This window comes from Streptomyces javensis (genome assembly GCF_039525925.1).
GTDB lineage: Bacteria > Actinomycetota > Actinomycetes > Streptomycetales > Streptomycetaceae > Streptomyces > Streptomyces asiaticus.
The window spans coordinates 45,229-62,709 of sequence record NZ_BAAAIF010000001.1; the positions used below are offsets into that span (position 1 = coordinate 45,229).

13 protein-coding genes are annotated in these 17,481 nt (G+C 70.8%); 10 read left to right on the top strand and 3 right to left on the bottom strand.

Annotated features, from left to right (window positions below):
- The first annotated feature begins 15 nt into the window (after positions 1–15).
- The 7 genes from ABD329_RS00145 (at position 16) to ABD329_RS00175 (ending at position 11,822) form a co-directional block, all read left to right on the top strand.
- Complete coding sequence (locus ABD329_RS00145; RefSeq protein ID WP_198277331.1) at positions 16–1,929, top strand: family 43 glycosylhydrolase; 1,914 nt, start codon at positions 16–18, stop codon at positions 1,927–1,929.
- The gene (locus ABD329_RS00150) at positions 1,929–3,428 is read left to right on the top strand and encodes an RICIN domain-containing protein (RefSeq protein ID WP_198277330.1); all 1,500 of its coding nucleotides are present in this window, start codon (positions 1,929–1,931) and stop codon (positions 3,426–3,428) included. The genes ABD329_RS00145 and ABD329_RS00150 overlap by 1 nt, the downstream gene beginning before the upstream one ends.
- Positions 3,425–5,974 (top strand): glycoside hydrolase family 127 protein, encoded by a 2,550-nt coding sequence (locus ABD329_RS00155; protein ID WP_198277329.1) that lies wholly within the window; start codon positions 3,425–3,427, stop codon positions 5,972–5,974. The genes ABD329_RS00150 and ABD329_RS00155 overlap by 4 nt, the downstream gene beginning before the upstream one ends.
- A 73-nt stretch (positions 5,975–6,047) precedes the next feature.
- Positions 6,048–7,055, top strand: a complete 1,008-nt coding sequence (locus ABD329_RS00160; protein ID WP_198277328.1) for an aldo/keto reductase — start codon at positions 6,048–6,050, stop codon at positions 7,053–7,055.
- Between the two features lie 106 nt (positions 7,056–7,161).
- Positions 7,162–8,247, top strand: a complete 1,086-nt coding sequence (locus ABD329_RS00165) for a CobW family GTP-binding protein (protein ID WP_198277327.1) — start codon at positions 7,162–7,164, stop codon at positions 8,245–8,247.
- Positions 8,248–8,343: 96 nt separating this feature from the next.
- On the top strand, positions 8,344–9,798 hold the full coding sequence (locus ABD329_RS00170; RefSeq protein WP_198277326.1) for an FG-GAP-like repeat-containing protein: 1,455 nt from the start codon (positions 8,344–8,346) through the stop codon (positions 9,796–9,798).
- Positions 9,799–9,875: 77 nt separating this feature from the next.
- A complete protein-coding gene (locus ABD329_RS00175; RefSeq protein WP_344315760.1) occupies positions 9,876–11,822 on the top strand; it encodes a cellulase family glycosylhydrolase in 1,947 nt (648 codons plus the stop codon).
- Between the two features lie 16 nt (positions 11,823–11,838).
- Here the strand turns inward: ABD329_RS00175 and ABD329_RS00180 are convergent, their stop codons facing one another.
- Together ABD329_RS00180 and manD are read right to left on the bottom strand one after the other, a co-directional pair.
- A complete protein-coding gene (locus ABD329_RS00180) occupies positions 11,839–12,822 on the bottom strand; it encodes an aldo/keto reductase (protein ID WP_198277324.1) in 984 nt (327 codons plus the stop codon).
- 45 nt (positions 12,823–12,867) lie between these two features.
- Positions 12,868–14,109 carry a D-mannonate dehydratase ManD gene (gene manD, locus ABD329_RS00185; protein ID WP_344315761.1) on the bottom strand — a complete coding sequence of 414 codons (1,242 nt, stop codon included), beginning with the start codon at positions 14,107–14,109 and terminating at the stop codon, positions 12,868–12,870.
- A gap of 224 nt (positions 14,110–14,333) precedes the next feature.
- Between manD and ABD329_RS00190 the strand changes: the two genes are divergently transcribed.
- The 3 genes from ABD329_RS00190 to ABD329_RS00200 all read left to right on the top strand — a co-directional run bounded on the left by ABD329_RS00190 (position 14,334) and on the right by ABD329_RS00200 (position 16,017).
- The gene (locus tag ABD329_RS00190) at positions 14,334–15,311 is read left to right on the top strand and encodes a carbon-nitrogen hydrolase family protein (RefSeq protein WP_198275005.1); all 978 of its coding nucleotides are present in this window, start codon (positions 14,334–14,336) and stop codon (positions 15,309–15,311) included.
- Between the two features lie 86 nt (positions 15,312–15,397).
- Entirely contained in the window at positions 15,398–15,637 is a 240-nt protein-coding gene (locus tag ABD329_RS00195) for a hypothetical protein (RefSeq protein ID WP_020865818.1), read from the top strand.
- A gap of 2 nt (positions 15,638–15,639) precedes the next feature.
- Positions 15,640–16,017 carry a toxin Doc gene (locus ABD329_RS00200; RefSeq protein WP_138910419.1) on the top strand — a complete coding sequence of 126 codons (378 nt, stop codon included), beginning with the start codon at positions 15,640–15,642 and terminating at the stop codon, positions 16,015–16,017.
- A 125-nt stretch (positions 16,018–16,142) separates the two neighbouring features.
- Here ABD329_RS00200 and ABD329_RS00205 read toward each other — a convergent pair whose 3' ends face one another.
- Positions 16,143–17,414, bottom strand: a complete 1,272-nt coding sequence (locus ABD329_RS00205) for an MFS transporter (protein WP_198275006.1) — start codon at positions 17,412–17,414, stop codon at positions 16,143–16,145.
- Positions 17,415–17,481 lie beyond the last annotated feature (67 nt).

The window sequence follows — 17,481 nt, forward strand, 5'->3', positions numbered from 1 at the left end:
GCAGGAGAGAACCGTATGAGCCGCAGCGAAGAGCACCAGCCCAGCCGCAGACGCGTGGTGATGGGCGCCCTCGTCCTGGGGGCGGCCGCCGGAACACCCGGCATCGCGCGGGCCGCCACCCCCGGCGCGCCGCAAGAGGCCGCCACCCCTGCCACGCCGCGGGCGGCCGCCAAGGCCGCCGGGTACGCCAATCCGCTGGTGCGCCGGCGCGCCGATCCGCACATCCTCAGGCACACGGACGGCTACTACTACTTCACGGCCACCGTCCCGGAGTACGACCGCATCGTCCTGCGGCGCTCCAGGGCCATCGGCGGCCTGGCCACCGCCGCCGAGTCGGTGATCTGGAAGAAGCACACCAGCGGCGACATGGGCGCCCACATATGGGCCCCGGAGATCCACTTCATCGACGGCAAGTGGTACATCTACTTCGCCTCGGCGCCCGCCGACGACGTCTGGAAGATCCGGATGTGGGTGCTGGAGAACGCGAGCGCCAACCCCCTCGCCGGGACCTGGACCGAGAAGGGCCGCGTCGTCACGCCCGTCGACTCCTTCTCCCTCGACGCCTCCACCTTCACCCACCAGGGCACCCGCTATCTCGTCTGGGCCCAGAGCAACCCGGACGTCGGCAACAACTCGAGCATCTACCTCGCCCGGATGGCCAATCCGTGGACCGTCACCGGGCCCCAGGTGGAGATCTCCCGGCCGACGTACGACTGGGAGACCCGTGGCTTCAAGGTCAACGAGGGCCCCTCGGTCCTCCAGCGGAACGGCAGGGTCTTCCTCACCTACTCCGCCAGCGCCACCGACGCCAACTACTGCATGGGGCTGCTGACCGCCTCCGCGGGCAGCGATCTGCTCGCCGCGTCGTCCTGGAAGAAGAGCCCGCGGCCGGTCTTCACCAGCAATGACACCACCAAGCAGTACGGGCCGGGCCACAACTCGTTCACCGTCGCCGAGGACGGCCGCACCGACCTCCTCGTCTACCACGCCCGCCAGTACAAGGACATCACCGGCGACCCGCTGAACGACCCCAACCGGCACACCCGCGTCCAGGCGCTCGGCTGGAAGGCCGATGGCACCCCGGACTTCGGTGTGCCCGTGGCCGACGCGCCCGCGCGGGACACCACGGCCGCCACCCGCTTCACCATGACGGCGTTCACCAACAGCAGCGAGTCGAACATGTACGTCTACCAGTCGTCCGACGCGACCACGTACACGCTGCTCAAGGGGCCCGCCTACACCCCGCCGTCCGGGCTGATCCGCGACCCCAGCGTCATCAAGCACACCGACGGCTACTACTACATCGTCTACACGACCAACTGGACCGGGAACACCATCGGCTTCGCGCGCAGCCGCGACCGGGTCAACTGGACCTTCGTCCGCGATCACACCCTCCCGGTGGCCGGTCTCGAGCGCACCTGGGCGCCGGAGTTCTTCGTGGACGACGGCGGCGGGGTGCACATCGTCGTCTCGCTGGACACCACCTCCACGCCCGACTACATCTTCCGGCCGCATCTGCTCACCGCCACCAACGCCTCGCTGTCGTCCTGGACCACGCCCACACCGCTGAAGGGCCTGGACACCGCCAACTACATCGACACCTTCGTGGTCCGCCACGCCGGGCAGTACCACGCCTTCACCAAGCAGGAGACGACCAAGTACATCGAGCACGCCACGGCCAACAGTCTCGGCGGGCCGTACACCTTCCGCGGCACCGGCGACTGGGCGGGCTGGGGCAGCTGGCGCGAGGGCCCCGCGCTGGTGCGCCTGGACAACGGCGGCTGGCGGATCTACTTCGACGGCTACACCGAGCAGAAGTACTACTACAGCGACAGCCTCGACGGCTTCCGGACCTGGACCCCGATCCGGGAGCTGCCCGGACTCACCGGATTCGCCCGCCACTTCACCGTCCTGAAGGAGGCCGTGTGATGCGCGGACGTCCCGGAGCACATCCGTGGGCCCTCGTCGTGGCCGCCGTCCTCGGGCTGCTCGCCCCGCTGGCGGGAGCCGGCGCGGCGCAGGCCGCCCCCGTCACCGTCGCCAACGGCACCCAGTTCACCACCACATCGGGCGAAGTGGTGCACGCCCACGGCGGGGGAGTCATCAAGTCCGGTGGCTACTACTACTGGTTCGGCGAGGACCGCAACGCCGACAACACCTTCCGCTATGTCTCCGCCTACCGCTCCACTGACCTGAAGACCTGGGAGTTCCGCCGCCACGTCCTCACCGAGGCCACCGACCCCGAGCTGGCCTCCGCCAACATCGAACGGCCCAAGGTGCTCTACAACGAGCGGACCAGGCAGTACGTGATGTGGATGCACAAGGAGAACGGCAGCGACTACAGCGAGGCGCGCGCGGCCGTCGCCACCTCCGCCACCATCGACGGCGACTACACCTGGCGGGGCAGCTTCCGCCCGCTGGGCCAGCACATGTCCCGGGACATCACCCTCTTCCAGGACGGCGACGGCGCCGGATACATGGTCTCGGCCGCCCGGGACAACTACGACCTGCACATCTACCGGCTGACCGACGACTACACCGGGGTGGCGAGCCTGGTGGCCAACCCCTGGCCCGGCGGCCACCGCGAGGCACCGGCGCTCTTCAAGCGCGGAAACGTGTACTTCATGCTGACCTCCGGTGCCACCGGCTGGAACCCCAACCAGCAGCAGTACGCCACCGCCACCAGCCTGGCGGGCCCCTGGAGCGCGATGCGCAACGTCGGCGACGCCACCGCCTACGGCTCGCAGACCGCGTACGTCCTGCCGGTGCAGGGCAGCGGCACCACCTCGTACCTCTATCTGGGCGACCGCTGGGGGAACTCCTTCGGCGGCACCGTCAACGACTCGCGCTACGTCTGGCTGCCGCTGGCCTTCCCCAGCGCCACCACCCTCACCATGGACTGGTATCCGCAGCTCACCATCGACACGGCGGCGGGCACGGTGACCGGCTCCGGCGGTCCGTACACCACGCTCACGGCGCGGCACAGCGGCAAGTGCGCCGACATCGTCTCCGGCTCACAGACCGAGGGCGCCGGGGCCGTGCAGTACACCTGCAACGGCGGTGGCAATCAGCTGTTCTGGTCCAAGGACGTGGGCGGTGGCCAGGTCCAGCTGGTCGCCCGGCACAGCTCCCAGTGTCTGACGGTGGCGGGCGGCTCCACCGCCGACGGGGCCGCCGTGGTCCAGTCGGCCTGTGGCACGGGGGCGAACCAGCAATGGCGGGCCACCGACACCGGTGACGGCTACGTCCGGTTCACGGCCCGCTCCAGCGGCAAGTGCCTGGATGTCGCGGACGAGTCCACGGCGGACAAGGCCGCGCTCCTCCAGTGGAGCTGCACCGGCGGCGCCAACCAGCAGTGGCGGCGCGGCACGGTGCACACGGTGTCGGACATTGTTCGTAATTTCGAACCTCAGCGAGGGAAGTCATGAGCGAACCAGTCGACAGACGGCACTTCATCGCCACCACGGCCTCCGGGGCCGCGGCCGTGGCACTCACCGTCGCCGCCGGATCCACCGCCGCGGCGGCGGCCACTGGCGCCACCCCGGCCGCGACCCACCGCAAACCCAAGGCGCTGACCAGTACCCAGCCCTTTCCGCTCACCGCCGTGACCCTGCTCCCCGGCGCCTTCAAGGACAACCAGTCCCGCAACACCGCCTATCTGCGCTTCGTCGACGTCGACCGGCTGCTGCACACCTTCCGCCTCAACGTCGGCCTCCCGAGCGGCGCCCAGCCCTGCGGCGGCTGGGAGAGCCCCAGCACGGAACTGCGCGGCCACAGCACCGGCCACCTGCTGTCCGGACTGGCCCTCAGCTACGCGGCCACCGGGGACACCGCCCTGCTCGACAAGGGCCGCAAGCTGGTCTCGGCGCTCGCCGCCTGCCAGGCCAAGTCCCCGGCCGCCGGCTACGGCCAGGGCTATCTCTCGGCGTTCCCCGAGAGCTTCTTCGACCGGCTGGAGGCCGGTACCGGGGTGTGGGCGCCGTACTACACCATCCACAAGATCATGGCCGGGCTCGTCGACCAGTACCGGCTCGCGGGCAACGCCGAGGCCCTGGAGACCGTGCAGCGCCAGGCCGCCTGGGTCGACACCCGCACCGGCAGGCTCAGCTACGACCAGATGCAGCGGGTGCTTCAGACCGAGTTCGGCGGCATGAACGACGTCCTCGCCGATCTCCACGCCATCACCGGCGACAGCCGCTGGCTGAGGGTGGCCGAGCGCTTCACCCACGCCCGCGTCTTCGACCCGCTGGCCCGCAACGAGGACCAGCTCGCCGGGTTGCACGCCAACACCCAGATCCCCAAGATGGTCGGCGCCATGCGGCTGTGGGAGGAGGGGCTCGACAGCCGGTACCGCACCATCGGCGAGAACTTCTGGAAGATCGTCACCGATCACCACACCTACGTCATCGGCGGCAACAGCAACGGCGAGGCGTTCCACGAGCCCGACGCCATCGCCGCCCAGCTCTCCAACACCTGCTGCGAGAACTGCAACAGCTACAACATGCTCAAGCTCACCCGGCTGATCCACTTCCACGCCCCGGAGCGGGTGGACCTGCTCGACTACTACGAGCGCACCCTGCTCAACCAGATGCTGGGGGAGCAGGACCCGGACTCGGCCCACGGCTTCAACATCTACTACACGGGCCTCGCCCCCGGCTCCTTCAAACAGCAGCCGTCCTTCATGGGCACCGACCCCAACCAGTACTCCACCGACTACGACAACTTCTCCTGCGACCACGGCAGCGGCATGGAGACCCAGGCCAAGTTCGCGGACACCATCTACACCCACGCCGACCGCAGCCTGCTGGTGAACCTCTTCATCCCCTCCGAGCTGCGCTGGCAGGACAAGGGCATCACCTGGCGCCAGACCACCGGCTTCCCCGACCAGCAGACCACCACCCTCACCGTCACCTCCGGCGCGGCCTCCCTCGAACTGCGCGTCCGCATCCCCTCCTGGGCGGCCGGGGCCCGCGCCACGCTCAACGGCACCACCCTCGCCGACCGGCCGGCCCCCGGCAGTTGGCTGATCATCGACCGCCAGTGGAAGACCGGCGACCGGGTCGAGGTGACCCTGCCGATGAAGCTGACGTTCGACCCCACCCCCGACGACCCCGACGTCCAGGCGGTGCTCTACGGGCCCGTGGTGCTCGCCGGGGCGTACGGCGGCCGCACCGGGATGACCATGCCGCGCCTGGACACCGGATCCGTGTCCCGGACGGCCACCAGCCCCCTGCGGTTCAGCGCCACCGCCAGTGGGGAGAGCGTGACCCTGCTGCCGGTCGCCCGCGTCCACCACCAGCACTACAACGTGTACTGGCTGACCGGGCAGCCGCCCACCCCGCCGCCCGCCTTCGCCGCCTGGCACCGCTTCGACGAGTCCTCCGGTACCACCGCGGCCGACGCCACCGGCCGCGGGAAGACCGCCCGGCTCGTCGGGGGCGCCTCCTGGACGGCGGGCAGAACCGGTGGCGCGGTCGCCCTGAACGGCACGGACGGCCATGTCGTCCTCGCCGACGACCTTCTGGCCGGCGCCCGTGCCTACACCCTGGCCACCTGGGTCCGGCTGGACGGCACCCCCGCCACCTGGACCCGTATCTTCGACATCGGCACGGGTGTCACCGCCAATATGTTCCTCACCCCCGTGGCCGACTCGGGAAGGCTGCGCTTCGCCATCACCGCGGGCGGCGGCGGGGCCGAGCAGCGCATCGAGGCCGCCCCGCTGCCCACCGGCCAGTGGGTCCATGTGGCCGTCGCCTACGGCGGCGGCACCGCCGTCCTCTACGTCGGCGGGCGCGAGGTGGGGCGCAACACCGCCATCACCGTCGAGCCGGTCCACTTCGGCAACCACATCCGCGCCGGCTATCTCGGCAAGTCGCAGTACCCGGACCCGTACCTCAAGGCCGCGTTCGACGACGTCCGTGTGTACGGCAGGACACTCAGCGCTAATGAGGTCGCCACTTTGGCCCAAAGCTGACAAGCTCAGGCGGGCGGGCCGTCCCCACGGCCCGTCCGCTCCCAACCGCACCGTACGGACAAGGACGACGCGCATGGTCCACCTCGCCGCCGAGAACCGCTACGACTCCATGCAGTACCAGCGCTGCGGCCGCAGCGGTGTGCTGCTTCCGAAGGTCTCGCTCGGCCTGTGGCACAACTTCGGCGACACCCACCCCCTGGAGACCCAGCGCGCGGTGCTGCGCCGCGCCTTCGACCTGGGTGTCACCCATATCGACCTGGCCAACAACTACGGTCCGCCGCCCGGCAGCGCCGAGACCAACTTCGGCTCGATCTTCGCCCAGGACTTCCGCCCCTACCGCGATGAGCTCTTCATCGCGAGCAAGGCCGGACATCTGATGTGGCCGGGGCCGTACGGCGAGTGGGGCTCGCGCAAGTACGTCCTCGCCAGCCTCGACCAGTCGCTGTCCCGGATGGGGCTGGACTACGTCGACGTCTTCTACTCCCACCGCTTCGACCCGGACACTCCGCTGGAAGAGACGATGGGTGCGCTCGACAGCGCGGTGCGGCAGGGCAAGGCGCTCTACGCGGGGCTGTCCAACTACCCGCCGGAGGCGATCGCCGAGGCGGCCGCGATCCTGAAGGAGCTGCGCACCCCGTACCTGATCAACCAGCATCCGTACTCGATCCTCCAGCGCGGGGTCGAGGGCGGGGTGCTCCAGGCGTCCGCCGAGGCGGGCGTCGGGGTCATCGCGTTCTCGCCGCTGGCGCAGGGGCAGCTCACTGACCGCTATCTGCACGGGGTGCCCGCCGATTCACGCATGGCGCTCGGCCACTTCCTCAAGCGCGAGACGCTCACCGAGGAGCGGCTTGGACTGCTGCACGCCCTCAACAAGCTCGCGGAGGGGCGCGGTCAGACCCTTGCCCAGCTGGCGCTCGCATGGGTGCTGCGGGATTCCCGGGTGGTCTCGGTGCTGATCGGCGCGAGCAGCGTCGCCCAGCTGGAGCAGAACGTCGCGGTGCTGGACTCGCCCGACTTCAGCGACGCCGAGCTGGCCGAGATCGACCGGCTCTCGGCCGAGGCGGGGATCGAGATCCCCTGACGGGGTTCGCTGACGGTCCGCGGGCCGGGGACCGGCCCGGCCCGCGGCCGGATAGCATAAGCGGTCCGCCCGAGATCACTACGGACCGCCGCACGGAGACACAGCCTTGGCCACACAACGGATTCCGGTCATTCTCATCACGGGTTTTCTGGGCTCCGGCAAGACGACGATGCTCAACCATCTGATGCGGGACAGCGTGGACACCCGGGTCGGCGTCATCGTCAACGACTTCGGGTCGATCAACATCGACGCCCTGGCCGTCGCCGGGCAGGTCGATTCGATGATCCCGATCGAGAACGGCTGTCTGTGCTGTGCGGCGGACGCCTCCGAGATGGACGAGATGCTGGAGCGGCTCACCGATCCCGAGCTGCGCATCGATGTCGTGGTGATCGAGGCCAGCGGCCTCGCCGAGCCGCAGAGCATGATCCGCGCACTGCTGTCCAGCAGCAATGAGCGGATCGTCTACGGCGGCCTGGTGGAGGTCGTGGACGCCGCGGAGTTCCCGGACACCCGGGTCCGCCACCCCGAGCTCGACCGCCATGTCCGCGACGCGGACCTCGTCGTGCTCAACAAGACCGACCGCGTCGCCGAGCGCGAGCGGCGGGATCTCCTGGAGACCCTCCAGGAGATCGCCCCCGGCGTGCCGGCCGTAACCGCCGCGCACGGGCGGGTGGACCCCGCCCTCCTCTTCGACCACCGGCCCCGCGAGACCGCCGAGGAAGGCTTCCGGCAGCTCTCGTTCGCCGACGTATGGGCCGACGAGGGGGGCGGCGCCGACGGGTGCGGGGAAGGGTGCGGGGACGACAGCCACGGCCATGACCACGGCCAGCACCTCCACGCCGCCTACGAGAGCGTGGAGTTCTCCGCCGCCGAGCCGCTCCATCCGCGCCGGCTGATGGACTTCCTCGACAGCCGCCCGGTGGGCCTCTACCGCGCCAAGGGGTTCCTCCACTTCGCGGGCGCGGGCCGGGAGCGGAAGTTCGGGCTGCACGCGGTCGGCTCGTACCTCCGCTTCCAGCTCTCGCCCTGGGAGCGCGGCGAGCCCCGCACCACCCAGCTGGTGATGATCGGCACCGGCATCGACGCCGACGCCCTCACCAAACGCCTGGCCGAGTGCGTGGCGGCGCCCGAGGAGGAGATCGACGAGACGCACATGATGGGCGTGTTCCGCTATGTGAACGAGATGGACTAGGGAAACCGCCGGAAGCGTCCGTGCAACCCTGAGGCGGCGTCACGGGTCCTGCTGGGTGTACATGAGGTAAACGCTCATCAACGAGCAGGAGGAAGTGTGCGCCCCCGTTCCCTCACCACCGTCGTGCGCTGTGCGACGGTGGCCGCACTTGTGACCACCCCCGCCTTACTCGCCGTACCCTCCGCGGGCGCCGCCGGGGCCCGCCCCGCCGCGGCCGCCGCCCCGAAGGTCGACTTCAACAAGGACGGACGCGCCGACCTCGCAGTCTCCGCCCCCACCGGCGCGGTGGGCGGCAAGGCCAAGGCGGGCTATGTCGCAGTCGTCTACGGCTCCGCCTCCGGCGCGGACACCGCCCACCGCCAGGTCGTCAGCCAGGCGACCGAGGGCGTCCCCGGCGACCCCGTCGCGTCGGCGTACTTCGGGGCCCACACCGTCGCCCGCGACCTGGACGGCGACGGTTACACCGATCTGGCGGTCCAGACCGGCAAGTCCCCGGCCATCACCGTCCTGTGGGGCTCGCCGAACGGGTTGACCGGCGGCACCCAGCTGCCCGCCGGCAACGGCGACCACTGGGGCGACAGCGTCATCGCCGGCGGCGACTTCAACGGTGACGGCCAGGCCGACCTGGCCGACGTGGTCACCACCGGCGAGGGCCCGGACGACGAGAAGACCGGAGTGCGCGTCCGCCTCGGCCCGTTCACCCGGGACGGCGAGGACGCGGGCAGCTCCTTCTCCGACACCGGCCGGTTCGACGCGCCGACCAGTCTGACCGCGGGCGACATCACCGGCGACGGCAAGGACGACCTGGTCTCCACCCACGCCTTCGAGGAGATGTCCCAGTCCAGCCTGTTCTTCAAGGGTGACGACAAGGGCCTGTCGGAGAAGGCCGCCGACCTCACCGACGCCGCCTCCGCGACCATCGGCGACGTCGACAAGGACGGCCACGGCGATCTGGTCCTGCGCACCGTCCCCGGTGACGTCGTCGAGAACCTGCCGTACGACCACGGCACGCTCAAGGTCCTCTACGGCACCGCGTCGGGGCCGAGCACCACCCGCACCACCACCATCGACCAGAACACCGCGGGCGTCCCCGGCGTCAACGAGGACGGCGACCAGTTCGGCTACTCGCTGAGCTCCGGCGACGTCAACGGCGACGGTTACGCGGACATCGCCGTCGGCATCCCGTACGAGGACCTGGAGGCCGGTCAGGGCGAGGCGGGCAGCGTCGTCCAGCTCTACGGCGGCCGGGGCGGGCTGTCCGGCACCGGCGCCCAGGCGTTCACCCAGGACACCGCCGGTGTCCCCGGGGTCGCGGAGGCGGGCGACCACTTCGCCATGGCGACCGGGCTCGCCGACACCGACGGTGACGGCAAGGACGACCTGGCCGTGGGCGCGCCCGACGAGGACGGCGCCCAGTCCACCAGCGGTGCGGCCTGGGTGCTGCGCGGCCAGGCGGGCGGCCTGACCACGAGCGGCGTCGTCTCCTTCGGGCCGGACTCCCTCGGGGCGCCGGAAGCCGGTGCGTCCCTGGGGCACGGATTCCAGCGGTAACCACATCGCCTCGCTGCCGAACAGTTCTTCGGGCGCGAGTAGTTGACGATCCCTCAGGTTTACTGGACGGTAGGTCCATGCCGACTCATGAGACACGAGGGATACGGATCGGCCGCCCCCGACCGGGTCGCACCCGGTTGCTCGGGGTGGCCGTCCTGCTGCTGGCGGGGGCCGTGGCCCCGGGGACCCCGGCGGCCGCGGCCGAGGCGCCCTGGTTCGACGGCCGGGCGGCGGACCAGGTGACCGTGGACGGCACCCGGTTCGCCGATGGCCATGGCCGCGAGGTCGTGCTGCGCGGCTTCAACGTGTCCGGCGAGACCAAACTGGAGGAGAACGGCGGGCTCCCGTTCGCCACCACCGCCGACGCGAGGAAGTCCGCCGCCGCCATGCGCCACCTGACCGGCGCCAACGCGGTGCGGTTCCTGCTCTCCTGGGCCCATGCCGAGCCCGAGCCCGGCCAGGTGGACACCGGCTATCTGGAGCAGGCCACCGCGCAGATGAAGGCGTTCCTCGACGCCGGAATCCGGGTCTTCCCCGACTTCCACCAGGACCTCTACTCCCGCCATCTCTTCGACAAGGACAGCTGGTACAGCGGCGACGGCGCCCCGAAGTGGGTGATCGACGCGGGCGGCTACCCCAAGGAGTCCTGCGGCATCTGCTTCCACTGGGGCCAGAACATCACCCAGAACCAGGCGGTCATGAGCGCCACCCGCGACTTCTGGCGCAACCGCGCACTGACCACCGGCGCGGGCACCGTCCGTGTCCAGGACGCCTTCCTGGCCACCGCCGAGAAGACCATGACCTACCTCGCCCGGCAGCTCACCGACGACCAGTTCACCCGCGTCGTCGGCTTCGACCCGCTCAACGAGCCGTACGCGGGCGCGTATGACGACGGCCAGAACAGCCGCACCTGGGAGAAGAGCGTGCTGTGGCCCTTCTACGAGAAGTTCCGCGCCCGTATGGACGCCGCGGGCTGGCAGGACAAGCCCGCCTTCGTGGAGCCCAATATGTTCTGGAACTCCAATCTGGACTTCCAGCGCCAGGAGGGCGGACTCCTCGACGCCGGAAAGCCCGGCCCCGACTACGTCTTCAACACCCACTACTACGACCAGAAGGCCATCTCCGGGATCTTCATGCCCGGCAAGGCGGCCGACGGCCAGTACGCGGGCGACTTCGGCGCCCTGCGCGACCGCTCCACCGCACTCGGCGTGCCCGCCGTCATGAGCGAATTCGGCCATCCGCTGGCCGGCTTCACCTCCGACAAGGCCCCCACCGTCGTCAAGGGCATGTACCAGGCGCTGGACTCCCGCCTCCCCGGCGCCTCCTGGTGGACCCGGCCGGCCGCCTCCGGCGCGGTGCTCTCCTCCACCCAGTGGCAGTGGGACATCTACAACGGCCGCCACCACGAGGCCATGAACGGCAACACCGGGAAGATCCTCACCGAGGGCGACGCCTGGAACGACGAGGACCTCTCGGCCGTGCGCCTCGACGACTCCGGCACCGCCGTCCCGCGCCAGGACGCCCGGCTCCTCGACCGGATCTATCCGCGTGCCGTCGCGGGCCGCACCCTCGCCTTCACCTTCGAGGACCGTGCGCGCGACGGCTCCACCACGCTCAGCTGGGACCGCGTCCCCGGCAGCCTGCCGAACGTCGCCAAGGTCACCGGTTCCGGCCGCTACGGCATGCTGGTGTGGCGCTCCGACGGCGCCACCGACGCGCCCACCGAACTCCGGCTGCCCCGCGACTTCGACCCCGCCCGGACCACCGTCGTCTCCGATCTGGGCACCGTCACCGGCCCGCCCGCGTACACCGCACACGGCCACACCGCCGACCACCCCGTCGCCACCGCGGCCGAGCGCGGCGACAGCGACGGGAACCGGCTGATGCTCTCCGCCCCGGCCGACGAGGCCACCGGCACCCTGCACTACGCGCTGATCGCCGACGGCACCGCCGCCCCCTCGGCCGAGCAGCGCGCCGCCGCCCAGCGCGAACTCGAACGATGGGCGGCGGACGCCGGCTTCTGAGCCTCGCGTGCCACCGTTACCAGCGCTGGTGCACCTGGGCCCGGATCCGCCGGTCGTACAGCTCGCCGACGGCCTCCAGCGTGGCGCCCGGCAGCGGGGGCAGCCCCGCCGCGGCCGCGTTCGCCCGAGCCTGCTCGGGCGAACGCGCCCCCGGGATGACCGAGGTCACGCCCGGCTGCTGGACGATCCACCGCAGTGCCGTCTGCGCGGGGGTGGCTCCCCGCGGGGCCAGCCCGGCGAACTCCACCGCCGCCTCGACGCCCTCCTCGAAGCCCACGCCGGAGAACGTCTCGCCCTGGTCGAACATCTCGCCGTGCCGGTTGAAGGTGCGGTGGTCGTTCTCGGCGAAGACGGTGTCCTTGGTGTACTTCCCCGACAGCAGACCGGACGCCAGCGGCACCCGCGCGATGATCCCCACACCGGCCTCCCGCGCCGCCGGGACCACTTCCTCCAGCGGCTTGAGCCGGAACGGGTTGAGGATGATCTGCACACTCGCCGTGCCCGGACGCGCGATCGCCGCCAGCGCCTCCGCACATGTCTCGACGCTCACCCCGTACGCCGCCACCCGCTTCTCGGCCACCAGTGTGTCCAGCGCGTCGAAGACCTCGGCCGAGGAGTGCACCGAGGACGGCGGGCAGTGCAACTGCACCAGATCCAGGGTGTCCACGCCCAGATTGGCCCGCGAACGGTCGGTCCACGCACGGAAGTTGTCCAGGGTGTAGTTCTCCGCGAGCTGCGGCAGCCGCCGCCCCATCTTGGTGGCTACGAAGATCCCGGCGTCCGGGCGCTGCCGCAGATACCGCCCGATGAGCTGCTCGCTGCGCCCGTCCCCGTACACATCGGCCGTGTCGAAGAACGTCACGCCCGCCTCGACGGCCGCGTCCAGCACGGTCAGGGCGTCGTTCTCGCCGACCTCGCCCCAGTCCGCGCCCAGCTGCCAGGTGCCCAGGCCCACGACCGAGACCTCGCGGCCGAGCCGGCCGAACTCACGCTGCTCCATGCTCCCTCTTCTCACTCACGGCGACGCGGTTCACCGTACCTCCGTTCACCAGTCGTGCACCGTGCCGTCCGCCAGCCGGTTCACCGGCAGATACGCGGGCTGGTACGGGAACCGCCCGGCGGCCTCGGCGTCCAGCTCGACGCCCAGGCCCGGGGTGTCGGACGGGTGCAGGAGCCCGTCCTCGAAGCGGAAGGAGGTGCGGAAGACCTCCAGCGTGTCGGCGGTGTGCGGCATGTACTCCTGTATGCCGAAGTTGTGGACGGCCAGATCCAGGTGGAGCGCCGCGGCCATGCCCACGGGGGAGATGTCGGTCGGACCGTGCATCCCGGACTTGATCCCGTAGACCGCGGCCAGGTCCAGCAGTTTGCGCATGGCGGTGACCCCGCCGGTGTGGGTCACCGCCGAGCGCACGTAGTCGATCAGCCGCTCGCTCAGCAGGGTGGTGTAGTCGTGGACGTGGTTGAAGACCTCGCCGATGGCCAGGGGAGTGGTGGTGTGCTGCCGGATGAGCCGCAGCGCGGCCTGGTCCTCGCCGGGCGTCGCGTCCTCGAGCCAGAACAGGTCGTACGGCTCCAGCGCCTTGCCGAGCCGGGCCGCCTGGATCGGGGTCATCCGGTGGTGGCCGTCGTGCAGCAGCGGCAGCTCCGGGCCGAACTCCGCCCGGACGGCCTCGAACACGGTCGGCAGATGGCGCAGATAGGCCCGGGTGTCCCAGCTCTCCTCGGCGGGCAGCACCCGCGGCCCCGACCCCCGGCGCGCCGGTTCGTAGTCGTAGCGCTCCCCGCCCCCCGCGCTGGAGGAGGCCACCCCGTAGACCGAGGCCAGGCCCGGGACGCCGGTCTGGACGCGGATCGCGCGATAGCCCTGCTCCAGATGGGCGCGGACGGAGTCGAGCAGTTCGGGGACGTCCCGGCCGGAGGCGTGTCCGTAGGCCAGCGCCCCGCTGCGCGACGCCCCGCCCAGGAGTTGGTACAGCGGCATCCCGGCGGCCTTGGCCTTGATGTCCCACAGCGCGGTGTCGACGGCCGCGATGGCGGCCATGGTCACCGGCCCCCGCCGCCAGTACGCCCCGCGGTACAGATACTGCCAGGTGTCCTCGATGCGCGAGGCGTCCCGGTCGAGCAGCAGCGGCACCACGTGGTCCCGCAGATACGAGGCGACGGCCAGCTCACGGCCGTTGAGCGTGGCGTCCCCCAGACCCGTGACACCGTCCTCGGTGACGATGCGCAGAGTGGTGAAATTGCGTCCCGGACTGGTGACGACGACCTCGGCCGACTCGATCCTCACCGCGTACCCCATTTCTCGTGGCCGGTCCCTTCGGCGATCACGCCGTACGGGCAGCTCTACCCGCTTCCGGCCGCCGGGATCCGGAGGCGACGGCCCCTCGCGAACCCACTTCGCGCGCGGGTAGTGTGGCGGCGTGCTTTGACACCCGCCCCGCCCCCGGGGCCCACCGGGACACCTCCTTCGCATCGCCCGCACGCCATCAGGTACCGAAGGAGGCATCCGCCATGACCAACCTCACCGTCGCCCTGCTCCAACTCACCCCGCCGGGGCCGGATCTGGGCGTGACCCTCGCCCTGGGCGAGGCGGCCTGCCGCCGGGCCAGGGCGCTCGGCGCGGACATCGCGCTCTTCCCCGAGATGTGGAGCAACGGCTACAGCTGCGCCACCCCCGAGGGCTCCGCCGACGGCGACGTCTACCGCCATCCCTCGCTGTGGGACGGCGCCCGCACCCCGGCCGGGCCGTGGCCCGAGCCCGTCTGGCTCGGCGAGCCCATCACCCGCGACTCGCCCTTCGTCACCCGATTCCGGGAGTTGGCCGCCGAACTCGAGATGGCCATAGCGCTCACCTACCTGGAGCGTTGGGACGGGCCGCCGCGCAACACCCTCTCCCTCATCGACCGGCACGGCCGCCTGGTGCTGACCTACGCCAAGGTGCACACCTGCGCCTTCGACCTGCCCGAGGCCGGTCTGACCCCGGGGGCGGGGTTCGAGGTGTGCGCCCTGGACACGGCGGTGGGCGAGGTGATGACCGGGGCGATGATCTGTTACGACCGGGAGTTCCCGGAGAGCGCCCGCGCCCTGATGCTCGCCGGGGCGGAGATCGTCCTCACTCCGAACGCCTGCGAGCTGGAGATCAACCGGCTCTCCCAGTTCCGCTCCCGTGCCGTGGAGAACATGACCGGCATGGCCATGGCCAACTACGCCGGTCCCGGCTGGGGCCACTCGGTCGCCCACGACGGCGTCGCCTTCGTCGACGGGCGGTCGCGCGACACCCTGGTGGTCGAGGCGGGTGAGGCCGAGGGGGTATATCCGGCGGTCTTCGATCTCGACGCGCTGCGCGACAACCGGCGCCGGGAGGCCTGGGGAGACGCCTTCCGCCGCCCCGCCGCGTACCGGAGCCTGCTGGACCGGGAGGTGTGCGAGCCGTTCGTCCGGGTCGGGCACGACGGCGGTCCGGTCCCCGGCCGCAGCCGTCCCCAGTGACTGGAAAAAGATTGTCAAGTACCTACAAAAACATGATCTGAGCTGCGGCGATTGCTGACGGGGTACCTGGTGAGTAGGGTGTCCCCATGTCAGCACTCAACGTGGAATTCAGCGATCGGGAACTGGAGGACCTCCGGCAGATCGCCAAGGAGCGCGGTACCACCATGAAGGCCCTCGTCCGTGAGGCGACCGTGGCCGACATCGCGCGTCACCGCGCTCTACAGGAGGGGGCCGAGGTCTTCCGGCGGTTCTTCGCGGACAACGCCGACGCCTTCGCGGACGCGTTCCCCGACGATGAGCACCGCCAGCCCGGGCAGGCCGCCTGACCATGGCCCCGCTGCTGCAAATCGACGTCCCCTGGCTGTTGCAGCGCCATGAGGAGGTCATGCCGGAACAGCCGGCCATCTCGGACTTCTCGGGTCTGGTCGCGGCCGTCGCCCGCCACCGTGTCGACCCGCCGCGCCTGGGCGTCGATCCCGACCCCGCGTGGCGGGCCGCGGCCCTGCTGCACACCGTCGCGCTGCTCAGACCGCTTCCGGCGAGCAACGCGCGGTTCGCCGCCGCGACCGCGGTCGCCTATATGCACGCCTCCGGCGAGGGCATCGACCCGCCGTACGGGGCGCTGATCGACCTGGTCCGCGACATCCTCTCGGGGAAGTCCGATGTCTTCGACGCGGCCAGCCACATCCGCTCCTGGCGGATCTGAGGCTCCGGCGGATCTGAGGCTCTGGCGGATCTGAGGCTTCCCGGCGGAGCCGAGCTTCCCGGCGGATCCGAGAGGGCTGGCGGGGGCCATGGGAGACGGGGCCCGCGCCGGGGCCCCGTCCCGCGTCAGCCCGCCGAGCCGAGCTCCTCGGCCAGCGCCTGCTTCTCCAGCGTCTCGCGCCGCTCCTCGGCCGGGGTGTGTCCGGCCGCATCCGCCGCCTGGACGCGCTCGGCCTCGGCGAGCAGCGAGTGCCCGGTGGCCAGGACGCCGATGCCCAGCGCGACCGCCGCCGCCCCGATGTAGAAGGGCAGATGCACGCCGTTGTGCTCGGCGATCTTGCCCGCGGCGTACGGGGCCAGACCGCCGCCGATGAAGCGGACGAAGCCGTAGGAGGCGGAGGCGACGGGCCGTTCGACGGGGGCGACGGTCATCACCGCCTGGGTGGTGATGGTGTTGTTGATCCCGATGAAGGCACCGGCCACGATCACCGCCACGATCAGCGTCGCCTTGGAGTCGGTGAAGAGACCGATGACGAGGATGTCGAGGGCGAACAGCGCCAGGTTCAGATACAGCGAGCGGGCTATGCCGAGCCGCGCCTGGAGCCAGGGGGCGCCGAAGACCGAGAAGAGGGCGACGAGCACACCCCAGCCGGTGAAGACATAGCCGAGCTCGTGGGTGCCCAGGTCCATCGGGAACGGGGCGTAGCCCAGCACCGTGAAGAAGCCCCAGTTGTAGCAGAGCGCGGTCAGTCCCATGATGAGCAGTCCGCGGTGGCGCAGCGCCTTGATCGGGTCGGCGATCGAGGCCCGGCGCGCCGGGGTCGGGGTGGGCTGGACCAGCACGATGGTCGCGATCAGCGCGATGGCCATCAGGACCGCCACGCCGAAGAACGGCCCGCGCCAGCTGATCGCGCCGAGCTCGCCGCCCAGCAGCGGCCCGATCGCGATGCCGATGCCCAGCGCGGTCTCGTAGAGGATGATCGCGCCGGCGAAGCCACCGCTGGCCGAGCCCACGATGACGGCCAGTGAGGTGGCGATGAAGAGGGCGTTGCCCAGCCCCCATCCGGCGCGGAAGCCGACGATCCCGTCGATGCTGCCGGATGCCCCGGCCGCCGCGCTGAAGATCACGATGAGCACCAGACCGGCCACCAGGGTGCGCTTGGCGCCGATCCGGCTGGAGACGAACCCGGTGACCAGCATGGCGACGGCGGTGACCACCAGATAGCTGGTGAACAGCAGCGACACCTGGCTCGGCGTGGCATGCAGCTTGGCGGAGAGGGAGGGCAGGATCGGATCCACGAGGCCGATGCCCATGAAGGAGATCACACAGGCGAAGGCGACCGCCCAGACGGCCTTCGGCTGCTTGAAGGGGTTGGGGGTACTGGAATGAGCGGACAAATCATTGCTCCGTCGTTCGGGGTCCGAGCCGTGACGACATGGCGAGCCGTGGCGCGGCAGGGTGCCG

Excerpts from the sequence above, each read along its gene's own strand:
- ABD329_RS00145 (WP_198277331.1), top strand. The coding sequence starts at position 16 with ATGAGCCGCAGCGAAGAGCACCAGCCCAGCCGCAGACGCGTGGTGATG.
- ABD329_RS00150 (WP_198277330.1), top strand. The coding sequence starts at position 1,929 with ATGCGCGGACGTCCCGGAGCACATCCGTGGGCCCTCGTCGTGGCCGCC.
- ABD329_RS00155 (WP_198277329.1), top strand. The coding sequence starts at position 3,425 with ATGAGCGAACCAGTCGACAGACGGCACTTCATCGCCACCACGGCCTCC.
- ABD329_RS00160 (WP_198277328.1), top strand. The coding sequence starts at position 6,048 with ATGGTCCACCTCGCCGCCGAGAACCGCTACGACTCCATGCAGTACCAG.
- ABD329_RS00175 (WP_344315760.1), top strand. The coding sequence starts at position 9,876 with ATGCCGACTCATGAGACACGAGGGATACGGATCGGCCGCCCCCGACCG.
- ABD329_RS00180 (WP_198277324.1), bottom strand. The coding sequence starts at position 12,822 with ATGGAGCAGCGTGAGTTCGGCCGGCTCGGCCGCGAGGTCTCGGTCGTG.
- ABD329_RS00190 (WP_198275005.1), top strand. The coding sequence starts at position 14,334 with ATGACCAACCTCACCGTCGCCCTGCTCCAACTCACCCCGCCGGGGCCG.
- ABD329_RS00195 (WP_020865818.1), top strand. The coding sequence starts at position 15,398 with ATGTCAGCACTCAACGTGGAATTCAGCGATCGGGAACTGGAGGACCTC.
- ABD329_RS00200 (WP_138910419.1), top strand. The coding sequence starts at position 15,640 with ATGGCCCCGCTGCTGCAAATCGACGTCCCCTGGCTGTTGCAGCGCCAT.